The sequence below is a fragment of the Streptomyces sp. NPDC058685 genome (assembly GCF_042714725.1).
Classification (GTDB): Bacteria; Actinomycetota; Actinomycetes; order Streptomycetales; family Streptomycetaceae; genus Streptomyces.
This window is the reverse complement of record NZ_JBHXSL010000016.1, coordinates 24,042-43,121: the sequence shown is the minus strand read 5'-3', so window position 1 is coordinate 43,121 and position 19,080 is coordinate 24,042. Positions and strand designations below refer to the sequence as shown.

Genomic DNA, 19,080 nt, shown 5'->3' with positions numbered 1-19,080 from the left:
GGTGGAGGACCAGTGAACCTGCTGCTCGCCGAGGTGGCCCAGGCCACCCAGCGGCTGGCCGACGCCGGCGTGCCCTCGCCGCGCTTCGACGCGGAGGAGCTCGCCGCCTTCGTCCACGGTGTGAAGCGGGGAGAGCTGCACAACGTCAAGGACGCGGACTTCGACGCCCGTTACTGGGAGGCCGTCGCCCGCCGCGAGGCCCGGGAACCGCTCCAGCACATCACCGGACGGGCCTTCTTCCGCTATCTGGAGCTCCAGGTCGGCCCCGGAGTCTTCGTGCCGCGCCCCGAGACCGAGTCCGTCGTCGGCTGGGCCATAGACGCCGTACGGGCCATGGACGTCGTCGAGCCGCTGATCGTCGACCTGTGCACCGGATCGGGCGCCATCGCGCTCGCGATGGCACAGGAGGTCCCGCGCTCGCGTGTGCACGCGGTCGAGCTCTCCGACGACGCCCTCAACTGGGCCCGGAAGAACGCCGAGGGCTCCCGCGTCACCATCCACCAGGGCAACGCGCTCACCGCGCTGCCCGAACTGGACGGCCAGGTCGACCTCGTCATCTCCAACCCGCCGTACATCCCGCTCACCGAGTGGGAGTACGTCGCCCCCGAGGCCCGCGACCACGACCCGGAGATGGCCCTGTTCTCCGGCGAGGACGGCCTGGACACCATCCGCGGCATCGAGCGCACCGCGCACCGTCTGCTGCGTCCCGGCGGACTCGTGGTCATCGAGCACGCGGACACCCAGGGCGGCCAGGTGCCGTGGATCTTCAACGAGGAGTCCGGCTGGGCGGACGCGGCCGACCACCCCGACCTGAACAAGCGGCCGCGCTTCGCCACGGCCCGCAAGGCGATGCCGTGATCAGCCGCGCGACGACAGAGCAGACGACACAGACGACACAGACGACGAAGATCTTGTACGTGTACGAGGAGGCCCACTGATGGCACGGCGATACGACTGCAACGACGCGACCGACCGCACGACCGGCCTGCGCGAGGCCGCGTCCGCCGTCCGCCGCGGTGAGCTCGTCGTGCTGCCTACCGACACCGTGTACGGGATCGGCGCCGACGCCTTCAGCTCCGAGGGCGTCGCGGACCTCCTCGCGGCGAAGGGGCGCGGCCGCAACATGCCCACCCCTGTCCTCATCGGGTCCCCGAACACCCTCCACGGCCTGGTCACCGACTTCTCCGAGCAGGCATGGGAGCTCGTCGACGCCTTCTGGCCCGGAGCGCTCACCCTCGTCGCCAAGCACCAGCCGTCGCTCCAGTGGGACCTCGGGGACACCCGGGGCACCGTCGCGATCCGGATGCCGCTGCACCCCGTCGCCATCGAACTCCTCACCGAGGTCGGCCCGATGGCCGTGTCGTCCGCCAACCTCACGGGGCACCCCTCGCCCGAGGACTGCGACGCGGCGCAGGACATGCTCGGCGACTCCGTCTCCGTCTACCTCGACGGCGGTCCGACGCCGGGCATCGTGCCGTCCTCGATCGTCGACGTCACGGGCAAGGTGCCGGTTCTGCTGCGGGCGGGGGCGCTCGACGCGGACGAGCTCCGCAAAGTCGTACCCGACCTCGAGGTGGCCAATTGACCGCCCCTGAGGGGCGTGGCATAGGTGCGGCGACCGCTGTCGACACCTTCAGAATCCTCCACGTCAGCACCGGCAACGTGTGCCGCTCGCCGATCACCGAGCGGCTGACGCGGCATGCCCTCAGCGCGCGCCTCGGCGATCCCCTGACGCGCGGGCTGATCGTGGAGAGCGCCGGCACCTGGGGCCACGAGGGCGCTCCGATGGAGGCCAACGCCGAGGTGGTCCTCGCCGACTTCGGCGCGGACGCGACCGGGTTCGTGGGACGCGAACTGCTGGACGAACACGTCATCCGCGCGGACCTGGTCCTCACGGCGACCCGCGACCACCGGGCGCAGGTCATCTCGATGGGTCACTCGGCGGGCCTGCGGACGTTCACGCTGAAGGAGTTCACCCGGCTCGTACGGGCGATAGACCCGGCCACGCTGCCGGACACCCGGGACGAGGGCGTCGTCGAGCGGGCGAGGGCCCTGGTCAGGGCGGCGGCCGCGCTGCGCGGCTGGCTGCTGGCGCCGAGCCCCGACGCGGACGAGGTGTACGACCCCTACGGCGCACCCATCACGTTCTTCCGTTCGATCGGCGACGAGATCAATCAGGCCCTGGACCCGGTCGTCACCGCGCTGACGGGCATTCCCGCCCGGCGCTGACGGCACGGACCGCCACCGGCCACCCGGACGGAGCGATCGCCGCGCACCGCGCGGCCCACCGGCCTACATTGGACTTCACGGCCAGCCCACGCCTGGAGCCACAGATGCCGGTAACCGCAGCGCCTGACACCGCCCGCATCAGCCACCACGGTGGGGACTTCGACGCCCTGCGCCGTCAGGACCCCGAGATCGCCGAGGTGATCCTGGGGGAGGAGCAACGGCAGAGCGACAGCCTCCAGCTCATCGCGGCGGAGAACTTCACCTCGCCCGCCGTCCTCGCCGCCCTCGGCTCTCCGCTGGCCAACAAGTACGCCGAGGGCTATCCCGGCGCCCGTCACCACGGCGGCTGCGAACTCGTGGACACCGCCGAGCGGATCGCCGTCCAGCGCGCCACCGCCCTGTTCGGCGCCGAGCACGCCAATGTGCAGTCCCACTCCGGTTCCTCCGCGGTCCTCGCGGCCTACGCGGCGCTGCTGCGGCCCGGCGACACCGTGCTCGCCATGGGACTGCCGTACGGCGGCCACCTCACCCACGGCTCGCCCGCGAACTTCTCGGGCCGCTGGTTCGACTTCGTCGGCTACGGCGTCGAGGCGGAGACCGGCGTCATCGACTACGACCAGGTCCGCGCGCTGGCCCGGGAGCACCGGCCCAAAGCCGTGGTCTGCGGCTCCATCTCCTATCCGCGCCACCCCGACTACGCGCTGTTCCGTGAGATCGCGGACGAGGTCGGCGCCTATCTGATCGCGGACGCCGCCCATCCGATGGGGCTGATCGCCGGCGGCGCGGCGCCCAACCCCGTCCCGTACGCCGATGTGGTGTGCGCCACCACGCACAAGGTGCTGCGCGGACCGCGCGGCGGCATGATCCTGTGCGGTTCGGAGCTCGCCGAGCGCATCGACCGGGCGGTGTTCCCCTTCACCCAGGGCGGCGCCCAGATGCACACGATCGCCGCCAAGGCGGTGGCCTTCGGGGAGGCGGCGACGCCGGCGTTCACGACCTACGCACATCGGGTGGTCGCCAACGCGCGCGTGCTGGCCGAGGAGCTCGCGGACGAGGGCTTCGCGGTCCTCACCGGCGGCACCGACACCCATCTGATCAGCGCGGATCCCGCGCCCCTCGGGGTGGACGGCAGGATCGCGCGCGGTCGTCTGGCCGCCGCCGGACTGGTTCTCGACACCTGTGCGCTGCCGTACGGGGACGGTCGCGGCATCCGGCTCGGGACCGCGGCGGTCACCACTCAGGGCATGGGGGAGACCGAGATGAGCCGGATCGCGTCGTTGTTCACCGCGGCGATTCGTGAAGAGGGCGAGGAGGCGAGGAAGATCCGTACGGACGTGCGCGAGATGGCCGGTAGATTTCCGCCCTACCAGAGGTAGCCGGAAGCATCTGCAACCATCTCCGGCGCCTGTATGTCCTCAACCATGGGGCGACCAGAGCTAGGGTGTGGGGCTGAGATGGCCAGCGATTCCTGTGGGGCAGCCCGTGCGTGATTACCTGCTGACGCTCTGTGTCACGGCTGCGGTGACCTATCTGCTGACCGGTCCGGTGCGGAAGTTCGCCATCGCGACCGGCGCGATGCCGGAGATCCGTGCCCGTGACGTTCACCGGGAGCCGACGCCGAGACTCGGCGGCATCGCCATGTTCTTCGGCCTGTGCGCCGGTCTGCTGGTCGCCGACCATCTGCAGAACCTGAACAGCGTGTTCGAGCTGTCCAACGAACCGCGTGCGCTGCTCTCCGGTGCCGCCCTGATCTGGATCATCGGCGTCCTGGACGACAAGTTCGAGATCGACGCCCTGATCAAGCTCGGCGGACAGATGATCGCCGCGGGTGTGATGGTGATGCAGGGTCTGACGATCCTGTGGATCCCGGTACCCGGTGTGGGAACGGTCTCGCTGACCTCCTGGCAGGGCACCCTGCTGACCGTGGCGCTCGTCGTCATCACGATCAACGCGGTGAACTTCGTCGACGGCCTGGACGGACTGGCCGCCGGCATGGTGTGCATCGCCGCCGCGGCCTTCTTCCTCTACGCCTACCGCATCTGGTTCAGCTACGGGATCGAGGCAGCGGCCCCCGCCAGCCTGTTCACCGCCATCCTGATGGGCATGTGCCTCGGCTTCCTGCCGCACAACATGCATCCGGCGCGCATCTTCATGGGCGACTCGGGGTCGATGCTGATCGGCCTGGTGCTGGCGGCGGCCGCGATCTCGGTGACCGGCCAGGTGGACCCGGACGCCCTCAAGATCTTCGAGGGCAGCACCCGCGAGGCCACGCACGCGGCACTGCCGGTCTTCATCCCGCTGCTGCTGCCGCTGACGATCATCGCGATCCCGGTCGCGGACCTGGTGCTGGCGATCGTCCGCCGTACCTGGAACGGCCAGTCGCCGTTCGCCGCCGACCGCGGGCACCTCCACCACCGGCTGCTGGAGATCGGACATTCGCACAGCCGCGCGGTTCTGATCATGTACTTCTGGTCGGCGCTGATCGCGTTCGGCGTGGTCGCGTACTCCGTGCACTCGGCGTCCATGTGGATCGTGATGCTCGTCGTCGCGCTGAGCGCCGTCGGTCTGGTCCTTCTGTTGCTGCCGCGCTTCACCCCGCGGGCACCGCGCTGGGCCGAGGCGTTCGTCCCGCCCCGCTACCGCCGTCGTGCGGTGCAGCCGCACCTCGCGGAGTCCTCGCCGGGTCACGACGCGCAGGACGGGCCGGCCGTGTCCGGTGGCGCGGACTTCGAAGCGGCCGCGGAGTCCGAGGAGCGGACGCCGATTCCGGCGGGCGTCAACGGAGCGACAGCGATCGGCGCTCGTTCGCACCTCCCCGACCGGCGGAAGGCCGGCACACGCGGCTGACACTGTCCGGCATGTCGCCTATTACCAGATATAGCGACGGCTTGTCGTGCACACACGCGCGGCTTCACTCTCATGTGTGAGAGTTGGCACACCTTCGGGTAAAGACCTCATCAAATAGTTTGTGATACCGTTCACGAGACCCGGAGACAGAGCCGAAGGACCGTAGTGCGACGGTTGGTTGGCCCCGAGACCCATCTCGGACCGGGACTACGCTCGTCCATGACGACACCACTGCCCCCACCAGCAAGCGGAGCTGCCGCCATGCCGTCCAACGACGCACGCTCACTTCTTCTCACCGCCGTCCCCACCGCCGCGGCCGGCGCGATCGCCGCTGTGATCAGTGGAGTGGTCGCCGGTGGAAAAGGGGCGCTCGGCGCGGCGGTCGGCGCACTGGTGGTCATCGTCTTCATGGGGATCGGCATCGTGGTCCTCCAGCGGACCGCCAAGCAGTTCCCGCAGCTCTTCCAGGCCATGGGCCTGATGCTGTACACGACGCAGCTGCTGGTGCTCTTCATCTTTGTCGCGGCGTTCAAGGACACGACGCTGTTCAACCCCAAGGCGTTCGCCGCGACGTTGGTCGCCGCCACGCTTGTCTGGGTGTCTGCGCAGGCCCGTGCCCATATGAAGGCCAAGATGCTCTACGTCGAGCCGGAACCGTCTGCTCCCCGTCAGGGCGAAACGACGGGGTCCGCGACGTGACAGGTAGGGCCGGTATAAATGCCCGTTCGAGACCCTGCTATCGTCCGGTGCCAACTGCGGCACTGCGGGCGCGGGCATCCGAGCTGACGCCTGCTCGACGCGAGGCTTTGACGCCTGACCGCCGCCCCCACATCCGAAACACCACTCCGGTGCCGACTCGCGGCTGCGCGCCGCTCCGACACAACGAGGTTGCCGAACCCATGCGTCACGCCGAAGGAGCCCGCGGTGAGTGCTGAACAGACCACGCTCGCCTTTGACTGGAGCTGCCGCATCATGGCCGACAACGGCTGTGGCTTTCCGGCACCGGGCCTGCACTCCTTCCTTTTCCAGCCGATCTTCACCGTCGGAGGCTTCGAGTTCAACAAGGTGATGCTGCTCGCGCTGCTCACCACGTTGGTCGTCGTCACCTTCTTCACGCTGGCTTTCGGGAAGGCAAAGGTCGTCCCCGGCAAGCTCCAGATGATCGGTGAGGCCGGCTACGACTTCGTACGCCGCGGCATCGTCTACGAGACCCTCGGCAAGCGGGAGGGCGAGAAGTACGTCCCGCTGATGGTCTCCATCTTCTTCTTCGTCTGGATCATGAACATCTGGTCCGTGATCCCGCTGGCACAGTTCCCCGTGTCATCGATCATCGCGTACCCCGTCGTACTCGCAGTGATCGTCTACGTGATCTGGGTGTCCGTGACGTTCAAGCGCCACGGCTTCGTCGGCGGCTGGAAGAACATCACCGGCTACGACAACTCGCTCGGCCCGATCAAGTGGCTGGTCTCGTTCATCGAGCTCTTCTCGAACCTGCTGGTCCGGCCGTTCACGCACGCGGTGCGACTCTTCGCCAACATGTTCGCCGGACACCTGATGCTGGTGATGTTCACCGTCGCCTCCTGGTACCTGCTGAACAGCTGGCTGATCCCGGCCGCGGGCGTCTCGTTCGTCATGACCATGGTCATGATCCTCTTCGAACTCTTCGTGCAGGCCGTCCAGGCGTACGTCTTCGTCCTCCTGGCCTGCTCCTACATTCAGGGCGCTCTCGCCGAGCACCACTGAGCCACCCTCCCGCACCACCCCGAAGCGTCCGGTGCCAACCCCACCGGTCCGTTAATGAAAAGGAAGAATCAGCATGGCTGCCACTGAGACCCTCGCCGCCGTCACCGGTTCGCTCGGCTCCATCGGCTACGGCCTCGCCGCGATCGGCCCCGGCATCGGCGTCGGCATTGTCTTCGGTAACGGCACCCAGGCTCTTGCCCGTCAGCCCGAGGCTGCCGGCCTGATCCGTGCCAACCAGATCCTGGGTTTCGCCTTCTGTGAGGCGCTCGCCCTGATCGGCATCGTTATGCCGTTCGTGTTCGGTCGCTAATTCACGGCTACTGACACATTTCGACGAAAGGCATTGATGTGATCGCCAACATCGTTCAGCTGGCGGCCGAGGAGGAGCAGAGCCCGCTCATTCCTCCGGGCCCCGAGCTGCTCGTCGGCCTGATCGCCTTCGCCATCGTCTTCTTCTTCTTCGCGAAGAAGCTTCTTCCGAACATCAACAAGGTTCTGGAAGAGCGTCGCGAGGCCATCGAAGGCGGCATGGAGAAGGCGGATGCGGCCAAGGTCGAGGCCGAGAGCGTCCTTGAGCAGTACAAGGCTCAGCTTGCCGAGGCCCGGCACGAAGCCGCTCGTATGCGCCAGGAGGCGAACGAGCAGGGCACCGCGATCATCCAGGAGATGAAGGCGGAAGGCCAGCGGCAGCGTGAGGAGATCATCGCGGCCGGCCACGCCCAGATCGAGGCCGACCGCAAGGCTGCGGCTGCCGCGCTGCGTCAGGACGTGGGCACGCTCGCGACCGAGCTGGCCGGCAAGCTCGTGGGTGAGTCCCTCGAGGACGTCGCACGGCAGAGCCGGACCATCGACCGCTTCCTCGACGACCTCGAGGAGAAGGCCGAGGCAGGTCGATGAAAACGCTGCACGGAGCGAGCCGCGAGGCACTGGCTACCGCACGCGAGTCCCTCGACGCGCTGACGGACAACACCTCCGTCGACGCGGCGAAGCTCGCCGAGGAGCTGGCCGCCGTCACCGCGCTGCTCGACCGCGAGGTGTCGCTGCGTCGGGTCCTGACCGACCCGGCGCAGGCCGGCGAGGCGAAGGCCGAGCTGGCGGCGCGCCTGCTGAGCGGTCAGGTCGGTGGCGAGACCGCTGATCTGGTCTCCGGCATGGTCCGCTCCCGCTGGTCGAGGTCGCGCGACCTGGTCGACGCGATCGAGGAGCTGGCGGCCACCGCCGAGCTCATCGCCGCGCAGCGCAGGGGCGTGCTCGACAACGTCGAGGACGAGCTGTTCCGGTTCAGCCGGATCGTCGCGTCCAACACCGAGCTCCGGGCCGCGCTGACCGACAAGTCGGTGTCGCCGTCCCGCAAGGCGGAGCTGCTGCGCAGCCTGCTGGGCGGCAAGGCGGATCCGGCCACCGAGCGACTGGTCGTGAGTCTTGTGACCGCGCCCCGGGGACGTAGCCTGGAGCAGGGACTCGACTCCCTGTCCAAGCTCGCTGCCGGGCGCAGGGAGCGGACGGTCGCGGTCGTCACCTCGGCGGTCCCGCTCACCGACCGGCAGAAGCAGCGCCTCGGTGCCGCTCTGGCGAAGCTGTACGGCCGCGACATGCACCTGAACCTGGACGTGGACCCCGAGGTCCTCGGCGGGATCTCGGTGCGGGTCGGCGACGAGGTCATCAACGGCACCATCGCGGACCGCCTCGACGAGGTGGCCCGTCGTATGGCCGGCTGACCCGGCCGCCACTAACTGAACACGACAGACGAGCAGTACCAGCGGCCCGGTTGGGCCGTGCAGAGATTGCAGAAGATTCCTGGGGGTCGGCCCCCAGACCCCCTAAGAAACTTCGGGCCCAACAAGGAGAGCAGGGAACCCAGATGGCGGAGCTCACGATCCGGCCGGAGGAGATCCGGGACGCGCTGGAGAACTTTGTCCAGTCGTACAAGCCGGACGCGGCCTCGCGCGAGGAGGTCGGGACGGTCAGCGTTGCCGGCGACGGCATCGCGAAGGTCGAGGGTCTGCCCTCGGCCATGGCGAACGAGCTGCTGAAGTTCGAGGACGGAACCCTCGGTCTCGCCCTCAACCTCGAGGAGCGCGAGATCGGTGCGGTCGTCCTCGGCGAGTTCAGCGGTATCGAGGAGGGACAGCCGGTGCGCCGCACCGGAGAGGTCCTCTCCGTCGGCGTCGGCGAGGGCTACCTCGGCCGTGTCGTCGACCCGCTCGGCAACCCGATCGACGGCCTCGGCGAGATCGAGACCGACGGACGCCGCGCCCTGGAGCTGCAGGCCCCTGGCGTCATGATCCGTAAGTCGGTGCACGAGCCGATGCAGACCGGCTACAAGGCCGTCGACGCCATGGTGCCGATCGGCCGCGGTCAGCGTCAGCTGATCATTGGTGACCGTCAGACCGGCAAGACCGCTCTGGCCGTCGACACGATCATCAACCAGCGCGACAACTGGCGCTCGGGCGACGTGAACAAGCAGGTGCGCTGCATCTACGTCGCCATCGGCCAGAAGGGCTCCACCATCGCGTCCGTGCGCGGTGCCCTGGAGGAGGCCGGCGCCCTGGAGTACACGACCATCGTCGCCGCCCCGGCGTCCGACCCGGCCGGCTTCAAGTACCTGGCGCCGTACACCGGATCGGCCATCGGCCAGCACTGGATGTACGCCGGCAAGCACGTCCTGATCATCTTCGACGACCTGTCGAAGCAGGCCGACGCCTACCGCGCCGTGTCGCTGCTGCTGCGCCGTCCGCCGGGCCGTGAGGCGTACCCCGGTGACGTCTTCTACCTGCACTCGCGTCTGCTGGAGCGCTGCGCCAAGCTCTCCGACGACATGGGCGCCGGTTCGATGACCGGTCTGCCGATCGTCGAGACCAAGGCGAACGACGTGTCGGCGTTCATCCCGACCAACGTCATCTCCATCACCGACGGCCAGTGCTTCCTGGAGTCCGACCTGTTCAACGCGGGCCAGCGCCCGGCGCTGAACGTCGGTATCTCGGTCTCCCGTGTCGGTGGCTCCGCCCAGCACAAGGCCATGAAGCAGGTCTCCGGCCGTCTTCGCGTGGACCTCGCCCAGTACCGCGAGCTGGAGGCGTTCGCCGCCTTCGGTTCCGACCTGGACGCGGCCTCCAAGGCGCAGATGGAGCGCGGCAAGCGCATGGTCGAGCTGCTGAAGCAGGGCCAGTACCAGCCGATGCCCGTCGAGGAGCAGGTCGTCTCCGTCTGGGCCGGTACCACCGGCAAGATGGACGACGTCCCGGTCCAGGACATCCGGCGCTTCGAGGCCGAGCTGCTCGAGTACCTGCGCCGCGAGCGCAAGGAGCTGCTGACCAGCATCGCCGAGGGCGGCAAGATGTCGGACGACACCCTGCAGTCCATCGCCGACGCGATCACGGCCTTCAAGCGTCAGTTCGAGACCGCGGACGGCCAGCTTCTGGGCGACGACGCTCCGGTCAGCACGAGCAAGTGACGACGGAAGGGACCTGACTCATGGGAGCCCAGCTCCGGGTCTACAAGCGTCGCATCAAATCCGTCACCGCGACCAAGAAGATCACCAAGGCGATGGAGATGATCGCCGCCTCGCGCATCGTCAAGGCGCAGCGCCAGGTGTCGGCCTCCACCCCGTACGCGACCGAGCTCACCCGCGCGGTGACCGCGGTGGCCACGGGGTCGAACACCCAGCACCCCCTCACCACCGAGGTGGAGTCCCCGGTCCGCGCCGCGGTTCTGCTCATCACGAGCGACCGCGGTCTGGCCGGCGGCTACTCCGCCAACGCCATCAAGGCGGCGGACCAGCTCACCGAGCGGCTCCAGGGCGAGGGCAAGGAGGTCGTCAGCTACATCGTCGGCCGCAAGGGTGTCTCGTACTACGGCTTCCGTGAGCGCACGGTCACGGAGTCGTGGACCGGGTTCACCGACAACCCGACGTACGCGGACGCCAAGAAGGTCGCCGCGCCGCTGATCGAGGCGGTCCAGCAGGACACGGCCGAGGGCGGCGTGGACGAGCTCCACATCGTCTTCACCGAGTTCGTCTCGATGCTGACGCAGACGCCGGTGCAGAACCGGCTGCTGCCGCTCAGCATCGAGCAGGCGGCGGAGGAGAGCGGCACCAAGGGCGAGATTCTGCCCCTGTTCGACTTCGAGCCGTCGGCGGAGGACGTCCTCGACGCCCTGCTGCCGCGCTACGTCGAGAGCCGGATCTACAACGCGCTGCTCCAGGCCGCTGCTTCCAAGCACGCTGCCACCCGCCGCGCGATGAAGTCGGCGACCGACAACGCCGGGGAGCTCATCAAGAGCCTCTCCCGGCTTGCCAACGCGGCCCGCCAGGCCGAAATCACCCAGGAAATCAGCGAGATCGTCGGTGGCGCCAGCGCCCTGGCCGACGCGACCGCGGGGAGTGACAAGTAATGACGACGACAGTTGAGACGGCCGTTGCCACGGGCCGCGTCGCCCGGGTCATCGGCCCGGTCGTCGACGTGGAGTTCCCCGTCGACGCGATGCCGGAGATCTACAACGCGCTCACCGTCGAGGTGGCCGACCCGGCCGAGGACGGCAAGCTCAAGACGCTGACCCTCGAGGTCGCCCAGCACCTCGGCGAGGGCCTGGTCCGCGCCATCTCGATGCAGCCCACCGACGGTCTGGTCCGCCAGGCCACGGTGACGAACACCGGCGCGGGCATCACCGTTCCGGTCGGCGACTTCACCAAGGGCAAGGTGTTCAACACCCTCGGTGAGGTGCTGAACGTCCCCGAGGCGAACAGCGAGACCACCGAGCGCTGGCCGATCCATCGCAAGGCGCCCAGCTTCGACCAGCTCGAGTCCAAGACCGAGATGTTCGAGACGGGCATCAAGGTCATCGACCTTCTCACCCCGTACGTCAAGGGTGGAAAGATCGGTCTGTTCGGTGGTGCCGGTGTCGGCAAGACCGTTCTGATCCAGGAAATGATCTACCGCGTCGCCAACAACCACGACGGTGTGTCGGTGTTCGCGGGCGTCGGTGAGCGTACCCGTGAGGGCAACGACCTCATCGAGGAGATGACCGAGTCCGGCGTCATCGACAAGACGGCGCTTGTCTTCGGTCAGATGGACGAGCCCCCGGGCACCCGTCTTCGCGTCGCGCTGGCCGGTCTGACCATGGCGGAGTACTTCCGCGATGTGCAGAAGCAGGACGTGCTCTTCTTCATCGACAACATCTTCCGGTACACCCAGGCCGGCTCCGAGGTGTCCACCCTGCTCGGCCGTATGCCGTCCGCGGTGGGTTACCAGCCGAACCTGGCCGACGAGATGGGTCTGCTGCAGGAGCGGATCACCTCGACGCGTGGTCACTCGATCACCTCGATGCAGGCGATCTACGTCCCCGCGGACGACCTGACCGACCCGGCCCCGGCCACCACCTTCGCCCACCTCGACGCGACGACGGTTCTCTCCCGTCCGATCTCCGAGAAGGGCATCTACCCGGCCGTGGACCCGCTGGACTCCACGTCCCGCATCCTGGACCCGCGCTACATCACGCAGGAGCACTACGACACGGCGACCCGTGTCAAGGGTGTCCTGCAGAAGTACAAGGACCTCCAGGACATCATCGCGATTCTCGGTATCGACGAGCTGGGCGAGGAGGACAAGCTCGTTGTCCACCGTGCCCGTCGCGTGGAGCGCTTCCTGTCCCAGAACACCCACGTCGCCAAGCAGTTCACCGGCGTGGACGGCTCGGACGTGCCGCTCGACGAGTCGATCACCGCGTTCAACGCGATCTGTGACGGAGAGTACGACCACTTCCCCGAGCAGGCGTTCTTCATGTGCGGTGGCATTGAGGACCTCAAGGCCAACGCCAAGGAGCTCGGCGTCTCCTGAGTCCCGTGACTCGTGAAAGGGGGCGGGGTCCGTCCCGCCCCCTTTCGTACGCCCCGTAGAATTGACCCAACACCCGGCAGAACCGCCGGGTGGTGACCCGAGGAGCCACCCTTGGCTGCTGAGCTGCACGTCGAGCTGGTCGCCGCTGACCGGCAGGTATGGTCCGGCGAGGCCACCCTGGTCGTCGCGCGCACCACGTCCGGCGACATCGGCGTCATGCCCGGTCACCAGCCGCTGCTCGGTGTGCTGGAATCGGGCCCGGTGACCATCCGTACAAGCTCTGAAGGCGGAGCCGGGACTGTCGTCGCCGCGGTGCACGGCGGTTTCATCTCCTTCGCCGACAACAAGCTCTCGCTGCTGGCGGAGATTGCCGAGCTGGCGGACGAGATCGATGCACAGCGCGCCGAGCGTGCGCTGGAGCGCGCGAAGTCCGACGACGACGCCGTCGCGGAGCGCCGTGCCGACGTCCGACTGCGTGCGGTGGCGGTGCGCTGAGCACCCCGCCGACAGTTGTCGCCCTCAGCCGCGGCCCGGACTGGACACCTCCAGACCGTGTCGCGGCTGAGGCAATGCAGGCGCACATGGGAACACCGGTGCGGACCATGACGAGATCGATGCGAGGAGGTCGGTGGAGATGTTCCTCGCTCTGCTTGTGAGCGGTCTGGTTTTCGTTGTGCTGGTGGGGGTCGGACTGTTCGTCTTCGGTCTGCGCCGTCGCCTGATCCAGCGTTCCGGCGGCACCTTCGACTGCAGCCTGCGCTGGAACGTCCTGGACGAGACGGATGTCTCCGGCAAGGGCTGGGTGTACGGCGTCGCCCGCTACAGCGGCGACCGGATCATGTGGTTCCGCGTCTTCTCCTACTCTCCGCGTCCCCGCCGGGTCCTGGAGCGCTCGGCCATCGAGGTCGTGGCCCGCCGCACTCCGGAGGGCGAGGAGGAGCTGGCGCTGCTGTCCGACGCGATCGTGCTCGGCTGTGTCCACCGGGGTACGCGTCTGGAGCTCGCGATGAGCGAGGACGCGCTGACCGGGTTCCTCGCCTGGCTGGAGGCGGCGCCTCCCGGCCAACGAGTCAATGTGGCCTGAGTAGGCCCTCTCGCCCCCGGACGCGGTCTGGGGGAGGGTGAACGTCACGCAGGGCACCGGGCGTGCGTGGGACATGAAGAAGCCGGGGTGGACGGGGACGGACCCGTTCCACCCCGGCTTCGGTCTGTCTACTGCAGTCCCGTGTGGACCGCGTTGGCGAGTTCACCGTTGGCGGTGTCGCCGCTGAACTCCCAGTAGAAGGCGCCCTTGAGGCCCTGGCTCTTCGCCCAGGACATCTTGGTGCCGATCGTGGCGGGGGTGTCGTAGCTCCACCAGTTGCTTCCGCACTTGGCGTAGGCGGTGCCGGCGACGGTGCCGGTGGACGGGCAGGTCACCTTGAGGACCTTGTAGTCCTCGTTGCCCGGCTCGTAGGTGCCGGGGGCCGGGCCGGTGGCGGTGCCGCCGGGGGTGGCCTGGGTGACGCCGGTCCAGCCGCGGCCGTAGAAGCCGATGCCGAGGTTCAGCTTGCTGCCGCTGATGCCCTTGCCCTTGAGTTTGGTGATGGCGGCCTCGGAGGTGAAGCCCTCCTGCGGGATGCCCGCGTACGAGGTGAGCGGGGAGTGCGGGGCCGTCGGACCCTGGGCCGCCCAGGTGCCGAAGAAGTCGTACGTCATGACGTTGTAGAAATCGACGTACTGGGCGGCGCCCGCGTAGTCGGCCGCGTCCAGCTTGCCGCCGTTGGTGCCGTCGGCGGAGATGGCGGCGGTGACGAGGTTGCCCGAGCCGAACCTGGCGCGCATGGCCTGCATCACGTTCCTGAGCGAGGCGGGGCCGGAGGTGTCGCAGGTGAGACCGCAGGCGTTCGGGTACTCCCAGTCCAGGTCGATCCCGTCGAAGACATCGGCCCAGCGCGGGTCCTCCACCAGCTGGTAGCAGGACTCGGCGAACGCGGCCGGGTTGGCCGCGGCCTGGCCGAAGCCGCCGGACCAGGTCCAGCCGCCGAAGGACCACAGGATCTTGATGTTCGGGTACTGGGCCTTCAGCTTGCGCAGCTGGTTGAAGTTGCCGCGCAGCGGCTGGTCCCAGGTGTCGGCCTTGCCGTCGACGCTCTGGTCGGCGGTGTAGGCCTTGTCGTAGTCCGCGAAGGCGTCACCGATGGTGCAGCGGCCGCCCTGGACGTTGCCGAAGGCGTAGTTGATGTGGGTGATCTTGGCCGCGGTGCCGGAGGTCACCAGGTTCTTCACGTGGTAGTTGCGCTGGTAGACGCCCCAGTTGGTGAAGTAGCCCAGCTTGACCTTGTCGCCCGGTCCGGGGTCGGTGCCGCCGCCGGTCGTCCGCACCGCGCGGGAGCCGCTGACCGGCCCCGTCTGGTCGGCGGTGTCGCGTGCCTGGATCGTGTACGAGTAGTTCGTGCCCGCGGTGAGTCCGGTGTTGGTGTACGTGAGTCCGGTGACCGTCGCGACCCGCGTTCCGTCGCGCAGCACGTCGTAGTTCTTGATGCCCCTGTCGTCGGTCGCCGCGGTCCAGCCGAGGGTCACCGCGGTGTTGGTGATGTTGGAGGCGGAGGGGGTGCCGGGCGCGGAGGGCGGGTTGTCGCCCGGGAGGCTGCCGCCGTCGCAGGAGGCGCCGTTGAGCTTGCAGCCGGAAGGGGAGCCGCTGCCGGTGCCGTTGAAGCCGAAGGAGACGGAGGCGCCGGGGGCGAGGGAGCCGTTCCACGCCTTGTTCTTGGCGGTCCAGTGGGTGCCGGAGCTGGTGACGTCCGCGTCCCAGGCGGAGGTGACCGCGGTGCCGGCGGGGAAGTCCCACTCGACGGTCCACGAGCTCAGCGAGGTGGTGCCGGTGTTCTTCACCGTCCACTTGCCCTCGAACCCGGAGCCCCAGTCGGAGGTCTTGGCGTAGGTGGCGGTCGCCGACGGAGCGGCCTCGGCAGGGGAGGCGAGGCCGACCATGGCGGCCAGGGGGAGCAGGAGGGCGGTGAGACCCGCCGTCGCTCTGGATCTGAATCTTCCGCTGGTGCGGGAGGTGCTCGTTCTCAAGGGGTGCTCCTCGAGTTGCGGACGGACAGGACGGGTCGGTCCGAGCAGGCACGCGAGCGGGGCTCACCGCAGCGTGCTGTGCGGTGAGAGTAGGAAGGTCTGGACCAATCGTCAATAGGTCCAGACCAAAGGCGGGTCAACTGCGGGTGGATCCCCGCTCAGACCCCCAACTCCTGTGCGAGAACCGCGGCTTGGACCCGGCTGCGCAGCTCCAGCTTCCCGAGCAGCCTGCTGACATGGGTCTTCACCGTCGCCTCAGCCATCAGAAGGCGAGCCGCGATCTCGGCGTTCGACAGCCCCTCACCCAGACAGCCGAGTACCTCACGCTCCCTGCGGGTGAGCACGTCGAGGATGGCCGGGTCGGGCGCGTCGGGGGAGCGTACGGGCCGCGGGGTGGCGAACTCCGCGATCAGCCGGCGGGTGACGGCCGGCGCGATGAGCCCCTCGCCGCGGGCCACGGTGCGCACCGCCTCCAGCAGATCGTGGGCGTCCGTGTTCTTCAGCAGAAACCCCGCCGCCCCGGCCCGCAGGGCCCCGAAGACGTACTCGTCCAGATCGAAGGTCGTCAGCACCAGCACGTCCGCGAGCTTCTCCTCGACGACCTGACGCGTCGCCGAAACACCGTCGAGCCGCGGCATCTGCACATCCATCAGCACCAGATCGGGCCGCAGTTCGCGGGCGAGACGCACCGCCTCCTCGCCGTCCGCCGCCTCACCGACGACCTCGATGTCCGGCGCGCTGCCGAGGATGAGCACCAGCCCCGCCCGTACCGCGCTCTGGTCCTCCGCGACGAGCACGCGTACGCGCCCTGCTCCCTGCGTCATGCCGACGGCTCTCCTTTGTCCCGTACGGGCAGCACCGCCCGTACGCACCAGATCTTCTCCGGACCCTGCGGCGGCCCCTCGGTGGGTCCCGCCTCGAACTCCCCGTCCAGCAGCGCCACCCGCTCCCGCATACCGACCAGGCCCGCTCCCGAACCGGGCGCGCGCGGACCGGGCCGGCGGCCGAAGGGGCTGGTCACCGTGACGGTGAGGGCCCGGCCCGTCGCATGGGCGAGCGCGATACGGACCTGTCCCGACTCCGCGTGCTTGAGGGCGTTCGTCAGCGACTCCTGCACGATCCGGTACGCCGCCAGTTCCACCGGCGCGGGCAGCCTGAGGCCGTTCTCGCGCCGGTCGTCGAGCGCGAAGTCGAGCCCGCTGCCCGAGCCGTTCGTACGCGCCTGCTCGACGAGCGACTCCAGCCCGTCGAGCGTCGGCGCGGCGGCCGGCTCCTTGTCGTCGCTGCTGTCCCGCAGCAGACCGATCAGCCGGCGCATCTCCGCGAGCCCCTGAACGCTGTTCTCGCGGATCACCTCCAGCGCGCCCTGGGTGGTCCTCGGATCGTCGAGCGAGAGTGCGGCGGTGGAGTGGATGGCGATGGCGGAGAGGTGGTTGGCGACCATGTCGTGCAGCTCGCGCGCCATCCGGGCGCGCTCCGCGGTCACGGCCTGGACCCGGTCCATCTCGGCGAGCAGCGCGGTCTGCTCGGCCCGCAGCTTCGCCGCCTCGGCGGCCTCGCGGTGATTGCGGATGATCGCGCCGGTGGTGGCCGGGGCGAAGCTGACGAGACCGGTGACCACGCCCAGCAGCAGCCCGGCCGGGTCGCGGAACCAGGCGAGGAAGGTGATGGTCGAGGCGACCGTGATCAGTCCGGTGATCACCGGGACCCGGCGGGCCGTGCCGGGTGATCCGTACACCACCGACGCGTAGACGAGGTCCGTGAACATCAGCACGGTGAAGAGGTTCCCGACCGTGAACTGGTCGGCCACCACCGCCACCGTCCCGGCCAGCAGGCACGTCCGCGGCATCGTTCTGCGCAGCAGCTCCAGGAACGCCGTCGATCCGAGCGGCACCAGGGCCGCCCACGGGGGCAGGAGGTCCCGGTTCTCCGTGATGTGCAGCCCGAACGACCACAGCACGACACCGCCGAAGAGCATGGCCACGGCCAGGAGCACATCGTCGCGGTGCGGGCGGGGGAAGGTCACCACCCCATGAAACACGGCGGCGGACACTCGCCGCCTCCCCGTGCGGGGTGAGCCGCGGCTACATCGAAGGATGCAGCGCCACTTCGTCATCGGCGACGACGCCCGGCGGCCCGGCGGCCGGGACGCTGGAGGCAACGAAGGGAGAGTGCCGTGATCGTCACGCTGATCGTGATCTGCGAGGTCGGCTTCTGGGTACTGCTGGCCGCGGGGCTCGCCACGCGCTATCTGCTGAAGATGCCGCGTGTGGGTATGGCCCTGCTGCTGTGCGAACCGCTGCTGGAGGTCGTCCTGCTGGTCGTGACCGCACTCGACCTGAAGAACGGGGGAGAGCCGAGCTGGAAGCACGGACTGGCCGCCCTTTACATCGGCTACACGGTGGGACACGGCCACCGCACCATCACCTGGCTCGACGGCCACGCCGCCCACCGATTCGGCGGCGCCCCGCCGCCGGTGAAGCCGCCGCGCCACGGCATGGCGCGGGCGAAGCACGAGGGCAAGGTGTGGACCGGGACGCTGATCGCGGCCGCCGTCGCCACCGGGCTCCTCCAGCTCGCCGTCTGGTACGTGGACGACCCCAGCCGGACCGGTCCGCTGCAGAGCTGGATGTACGTCGCCTGGCGCACCGCGGGCATCCACGGCCTGATCGCTCTCACGTACGCGATCTGGCCCAAGAAGGCCCCGGCGGCAGAGGCGACGTCCGACCGTGAACCGGTCAGGGTGGAGCGTCAGTGACGGCTTCGGGGAGCCGGCCCCGGCGGGGGGAGCGGGTCAGCGCTCCCCGCCCGGGACCCACAGCACGTCGCCGGTCTCCTTGTTCGCCGTCCTCGCGAGGATGAACAGCAGATCGGAGAGGCGGTTGAGGTAGGTGGCGGTGAGCGGGTTCATGGTCTCGCCGTGCGCCTCCAGCGCCGCCCACGTCGAGCGCTCCGCACGCCGGACGACCGTGCAGGCGTGGTGCAGCAGGGCGGCCCCCGGCGTCCCGCCCGGCAGGATGAAGCTGCGCAGCTTCTCCAGCTCGTCGTTGAACCGGTCGCAGTCGGCCTCGAGACGGTCGATGTAGAACTGCTCGACCCGCAGCGGCGGGTACTCGGGGTCGGCCACCACCGGGGTCGACAGGTCCGCGCCCACGTCGAAGAGATCGTTCTGGACCCGGACCAGGACCGCGACGACCTCGTCCGGAAGCTGCCCCAGCGCGACCGCGGTGCCGAGAACGGCGTTGGCCTCGTTGGCGTCGGCGTACGCCGAGATCCGCAGATCGGTCTTGGCGGTCCTGCTCATGTCGCCGAGAGCCGTCGTGCCCTGGTCGCCGGTACGGGTGTAGATGCGCGTCAGATTGACCAT

20 protein-coding genes are annotated in these 19,080 nt (G+C 68.9%); 16 read left to right on the top strand and 4 right to left on the bottom strand.

Going from position 1 to position 19,080, the window contains the following annotated elements:
• The first annotated feature begins 12 nt into the window (after positions 1-12).
• The 15 genes from prmC (at position 13) to ACFWU3_RS16055 (ending at position 13,737) form a co-directional block, all read left to right on the top strand.
• Positions 13-858: a peptide chain release factor N(5)-glutamine methyltransferase gene (gene prmC / locus ACFWU3_RS16125; protein ID WP_340475421.1), complete on the top strand. Its 846-nt coding sequence runs from the start codon at positions 13-15 to the stop codon at positions 856-858.
• A gap of 79 nt (positions 859-937) precedes the next feature.
• Positions 938-1,585, top strand: coding sequence for an L-threonylcarbamoyladenylate synthase (locus ACFWU3_RS16120; protein WP_384437004.1), 648 nt, complete (start codon positions 938-940; stop codon positions 1,583-1,585).
• The gene (locus ACFWU3_RS16115) at positions 1,582-2,229 is read left to right on the top strand and encodes a protein-tyrosine-phosphatase (protein ID WP_340475423.1); all 648 of its coding nucleotides are present in this window, start codon (positions 1,582-1,584) and stop codon (positions 2,227-2,229) included. Before ACFWU3_RS16120 ends, ACFWU3_RS16115 begins: the two co-directional genes overlap by 4 nt.
• Positions 2,230-2,333: 104 nt before the next feature.
• The gene (gene glyA / locus ACFWU3_RS16110; RefSeq protein WP_384437000.1) at positions 2,334-3,605 is read left to right on the top strand and encodes a serine hydroxymethyltransferase; all 1,272 of its coding nucleotides are present in this window, start codon (positions 2,334-2,336) and stop codon (positions 3,603-3,605) included.
• Between the two features lie 106 nt (positions 3,606-3,711).
• Positions 3,712-5,076: an MraY family glycosyltransferase gene (locus ACFWU3_RS16105; protein ID WP_384436997.1), complete on the top strand. Its 1,365-nt coding sequence runs from the start codon at positions 3,712-3,714 to the stop codon at positions 5,074-5,076.
• A 261-nt stretch (positions 5,077-5,337) separates the two neighbouring features.
• Positions 5,338-5,775: a hypothetical protein gene (locus ACFWU3_RS16100; protein WP_384436994.1), complete on the top strand. Its 438-nt coding sequence runs from the start codon at positions 5,338-5,340 to the stop codon at positions 5,773-5,775.
• Between the two features lie 273 nt (positions 5,776-6,048).
• Positions 6,049-6,819, top strand: coding sequence for a F0F1 ATP synthase subunit A (gene atpB, locus ACFWU3_RS16095; RefSeq protein ID WP_384437202.1), 771 nt, complete (start codon positions 6,049-6,051; stop codon positions 6,817-6,819).
• Between the two features lie 73 nt (positions 6,820-6,892).
• Positions 6,893-7,129 carry an ATP synthase F0 subunit C gene (atpE, locus tag ACFWU3_RS16090; RefSeq protein WP_017949948.1) on the top strand — a complete coding sequence of 79 codons (237 nt, stop codon included), beginning with the start codon at positions 6,893-6,895 and terminating at the stop codon, positions 7,127-7,129.
• A 38-nt stretch (positions 7,130-7,167) separates the two neighbouring features.
• Positions 7,168-7,716: a F0F1 ATP synthase subunit B gene (locus ACFWU3_RS16085; RefSeq protein WP_384436990.1), complete on the top strand. Its 549-nt coding sequence runs from the start codon at positions 7,168-7,170 to the stop codon at positions 7,714-7,716.
• 5 nt (positions 7,717-7,721) lie between these two features.
• Complete coding sequence (locus ACFWU3_RS16080; RefSeq protein ID WP_384437199.1) at positions 7,722-8,537, top strand: F0F1 ATP synthase subunit delta; 816 nt, start codon at positions 7,722-7,724, stop codon at positions 8,535-8,537.
• Positions 8,538-8,680: 143 nt separating this feature from the next.
• Positions 8,681-10,273 (top strand): F0F1 ATP synthase subunit alpha, encoded by a 1,593-nt coding sequence (gene atpA / locus ACFWU3_RS16075; RefSeq protein ID WP_313944066.1) that lies wholly within the window; start codon positions 8,681-8,683, stop codon positions 10,271-10,273.
• Between the two features lie 20 nt (positions 10,274-10,293).
• Complete coding sequence (locus ACFWU3_RS16070; protein WP_313944065.1) at positions 10,294-11,211, top strand: F0F1 ATP synthase subunit gamma; 918 nt, start codon at positions 10,294-10,296, stop codon at positions 11,209-11,211.
• Positions 11,211-12,653 carry a F0F1 ATP synthase subunit beta gene (atpD, locus tag ACFWU3_RS16065; RefSeq protein ID WP_313944064.1) on the top strand — a complete coding sequence of 481 codons (1,443 nt, stop codon included), beginning with the start codon at positions 11,211-11,213 and terminating at the stop codon, positions 12,651-12,653. Before ACFWU3_RS16070 ends, atpD begins: the two co-directional genes overlap by 1 nt.
• Before the next feature lie 111 nt (positions 12,654-12,764).
• Positions 12,765-13,148 (top strand): F0F1 ATP synthase subunit epsilon, encoded by a 384-nt coding sequence (locus tag ACFWU3_RS16060; protein ID WP_384436985.1) that lies wholly within the window; start codon positions 12,765-12,767, stop codon positions 13,146-13,148.
• A gap of 139 nt (positions 13,149-13,287) precedes the next feature.
• Entirely contained in the window at positions 13,288-13,737 is a 450-nt protein-coding gene (locus tag ACFWU3_RS16055) for a DUF2550 domain-containing protein (protein WP_384436982.1), read from the top strand.
• Positions 13,738-13,865: 128 nt separating this feature from the next.
• Here the strand turns inward: ACFWU3_RS16055 and ACFWU3_RS16050 are convergent, their stop codons facing one another.
• From ACFWU3_RS16050 to ACFWU3_RS16040, 3 genes are all read right to left on the bottom strand, one after another.
• Positions 13,866-15,713, bottom strand: coding sequence for a glycosyl hydrolase family 18 protein (locus ACFWU3_RS16050; protein WP_384436979.1), 1,848 nt, complete (start codon positions 15,711-15,713; stop codon positions 13,866-13,868).
• Positions 15,714-15,871: 158 nt separating this feature from the next.
• Positions 15,872-16,537 (bottom strand): response regulator, encoded by a 666-nt coding sequence (locus ACFWU3_RS16045; RefSeq protein WP_384436976.1) that lies wholly within the window; start codon positions 16,535-16,537, stop codon positions 15,872-15,874.
• Positions 16,534-17,739: a sensor histidine kinase gene (locus tag ACFWU3_RS16040; RefSeq protein WP_384436973.1), complete on the bottom strand. Its 1,206-nt coding sequence runs from the start codon at positions 17,737-17,739 to the stop codon at positions 16,534-16,536. Before ACFWU3_RS16040 ends, ACFWU3_RS16045 begins: the two co-directional genes overlap by 4 nt.
• A 150-nt stretch (positions 17,740-17,889) precedes the next feature.
• Between ACFWU3_RS16040 and ACFWU3_RS16035 the strand changes: the two genes are divergently transcribed.
• Positions 17,890-18,471: a hypothetical protein gene (locus tag ACFWU3_RS16035; RefSeq protein ID WP_384436971.1), complete on the top strand. Its 582-nt coding sequence runs from the start codon at positions 17,890-17,892 to the stop codon at positions 18,469-18,471.
• Between the two features lie 36 nt (positions 18,472-18,507).
• Here ACFWU3_RS16035 and ACFWU3_RS16030 read toward each other — a convergent pair whose 3' ends face one another.
• Positions 18,508-19,080 carry a cob(I)yrinic acid a,c-diamide adenosyltransferase gene (locus ACFWU3_RS16030; protein ID WP_356705477.1) on the bottom strand — a complete coding sequence of 191 codons (573 nt, stop codon included), beginning with the start codon at positions 19,078-19,080 and terminating at the stop codon, positions 18,508-18,510.

Coding starts and splice junctions, on each gene's coding strand:
- ACFWU3_RS16120 (WP_384437004.1), top strand. CDS start 938: ATGGCACGGCGATACGACTGCAACGACGCGACCGACCGCACGACCGGC.
- glyA (WP_384437000.1), top strand. CDS start 2,334: ATGCCGGTAACCGCAGCGCCTGACACCGCCCGCATCAGCCACCACGGT.
- ACFWU3_RS16100 (WP_384436994.1), top strand. CDS start 5,338: ATGCCGTCCAACGACGCACGCTCACTTCTTCTCACCGCCGTCCCCACC.
- atpB (WP_384437202.1), top strand. CDS start 6,049: ATGGCCGACAACGGCTGTGGCTTTCCGGCACCGGGCCTGCACTCCTTC.
- atpE (WP_017949948.1), top strand. CDS start 6,893: ATGGCTGCCACTGAGACCCTCGCCGCCGTCACCGGTTCGCTCGGCTCC.
- atpA (WP_313944066.1), top strand. CDS start 8,681: ATGGCGGAGCTCACGATCCGGCCGGAGGAGATCCGGGACGCGCTGGAG.
- ACFWU3_RS16070 (WP_313944065.1), top strand. CDS start 10,294: ATGGGAGCCCAGCTCCGGGTCTACAAGCGTCGCATCAAATCCGTCACC.
- atpD (WP_313944064.1), top strand. CDS start 11,211: ATGACGACGACAGTTGAGACGGCCGTTGCCACGGGCCGCGTCGCCCGG.
- ACFWU3_RS16055 (WP_384436982.1), top strand. CDS start 13,288: ATGTTCCTCGCTCTGCTTGTGAGCGGTCTGGTTTTCGTTGTGCTGGTG.
- ACFWU3_RS16045 (WP_384436976.1), bottom strand. CDS start 16,537: ATGACGCAGGGAGCAGGGCGCGTACGCGTGCTCGTCGCGGAGGACCAG.
- ACFWU3_RS16030 (WP_356705477.1), bottom strand. CDS start 19,080: ATGGTCAATCTGACGCGCATCTACACCCGTACCGGCGACCAGGGCACG.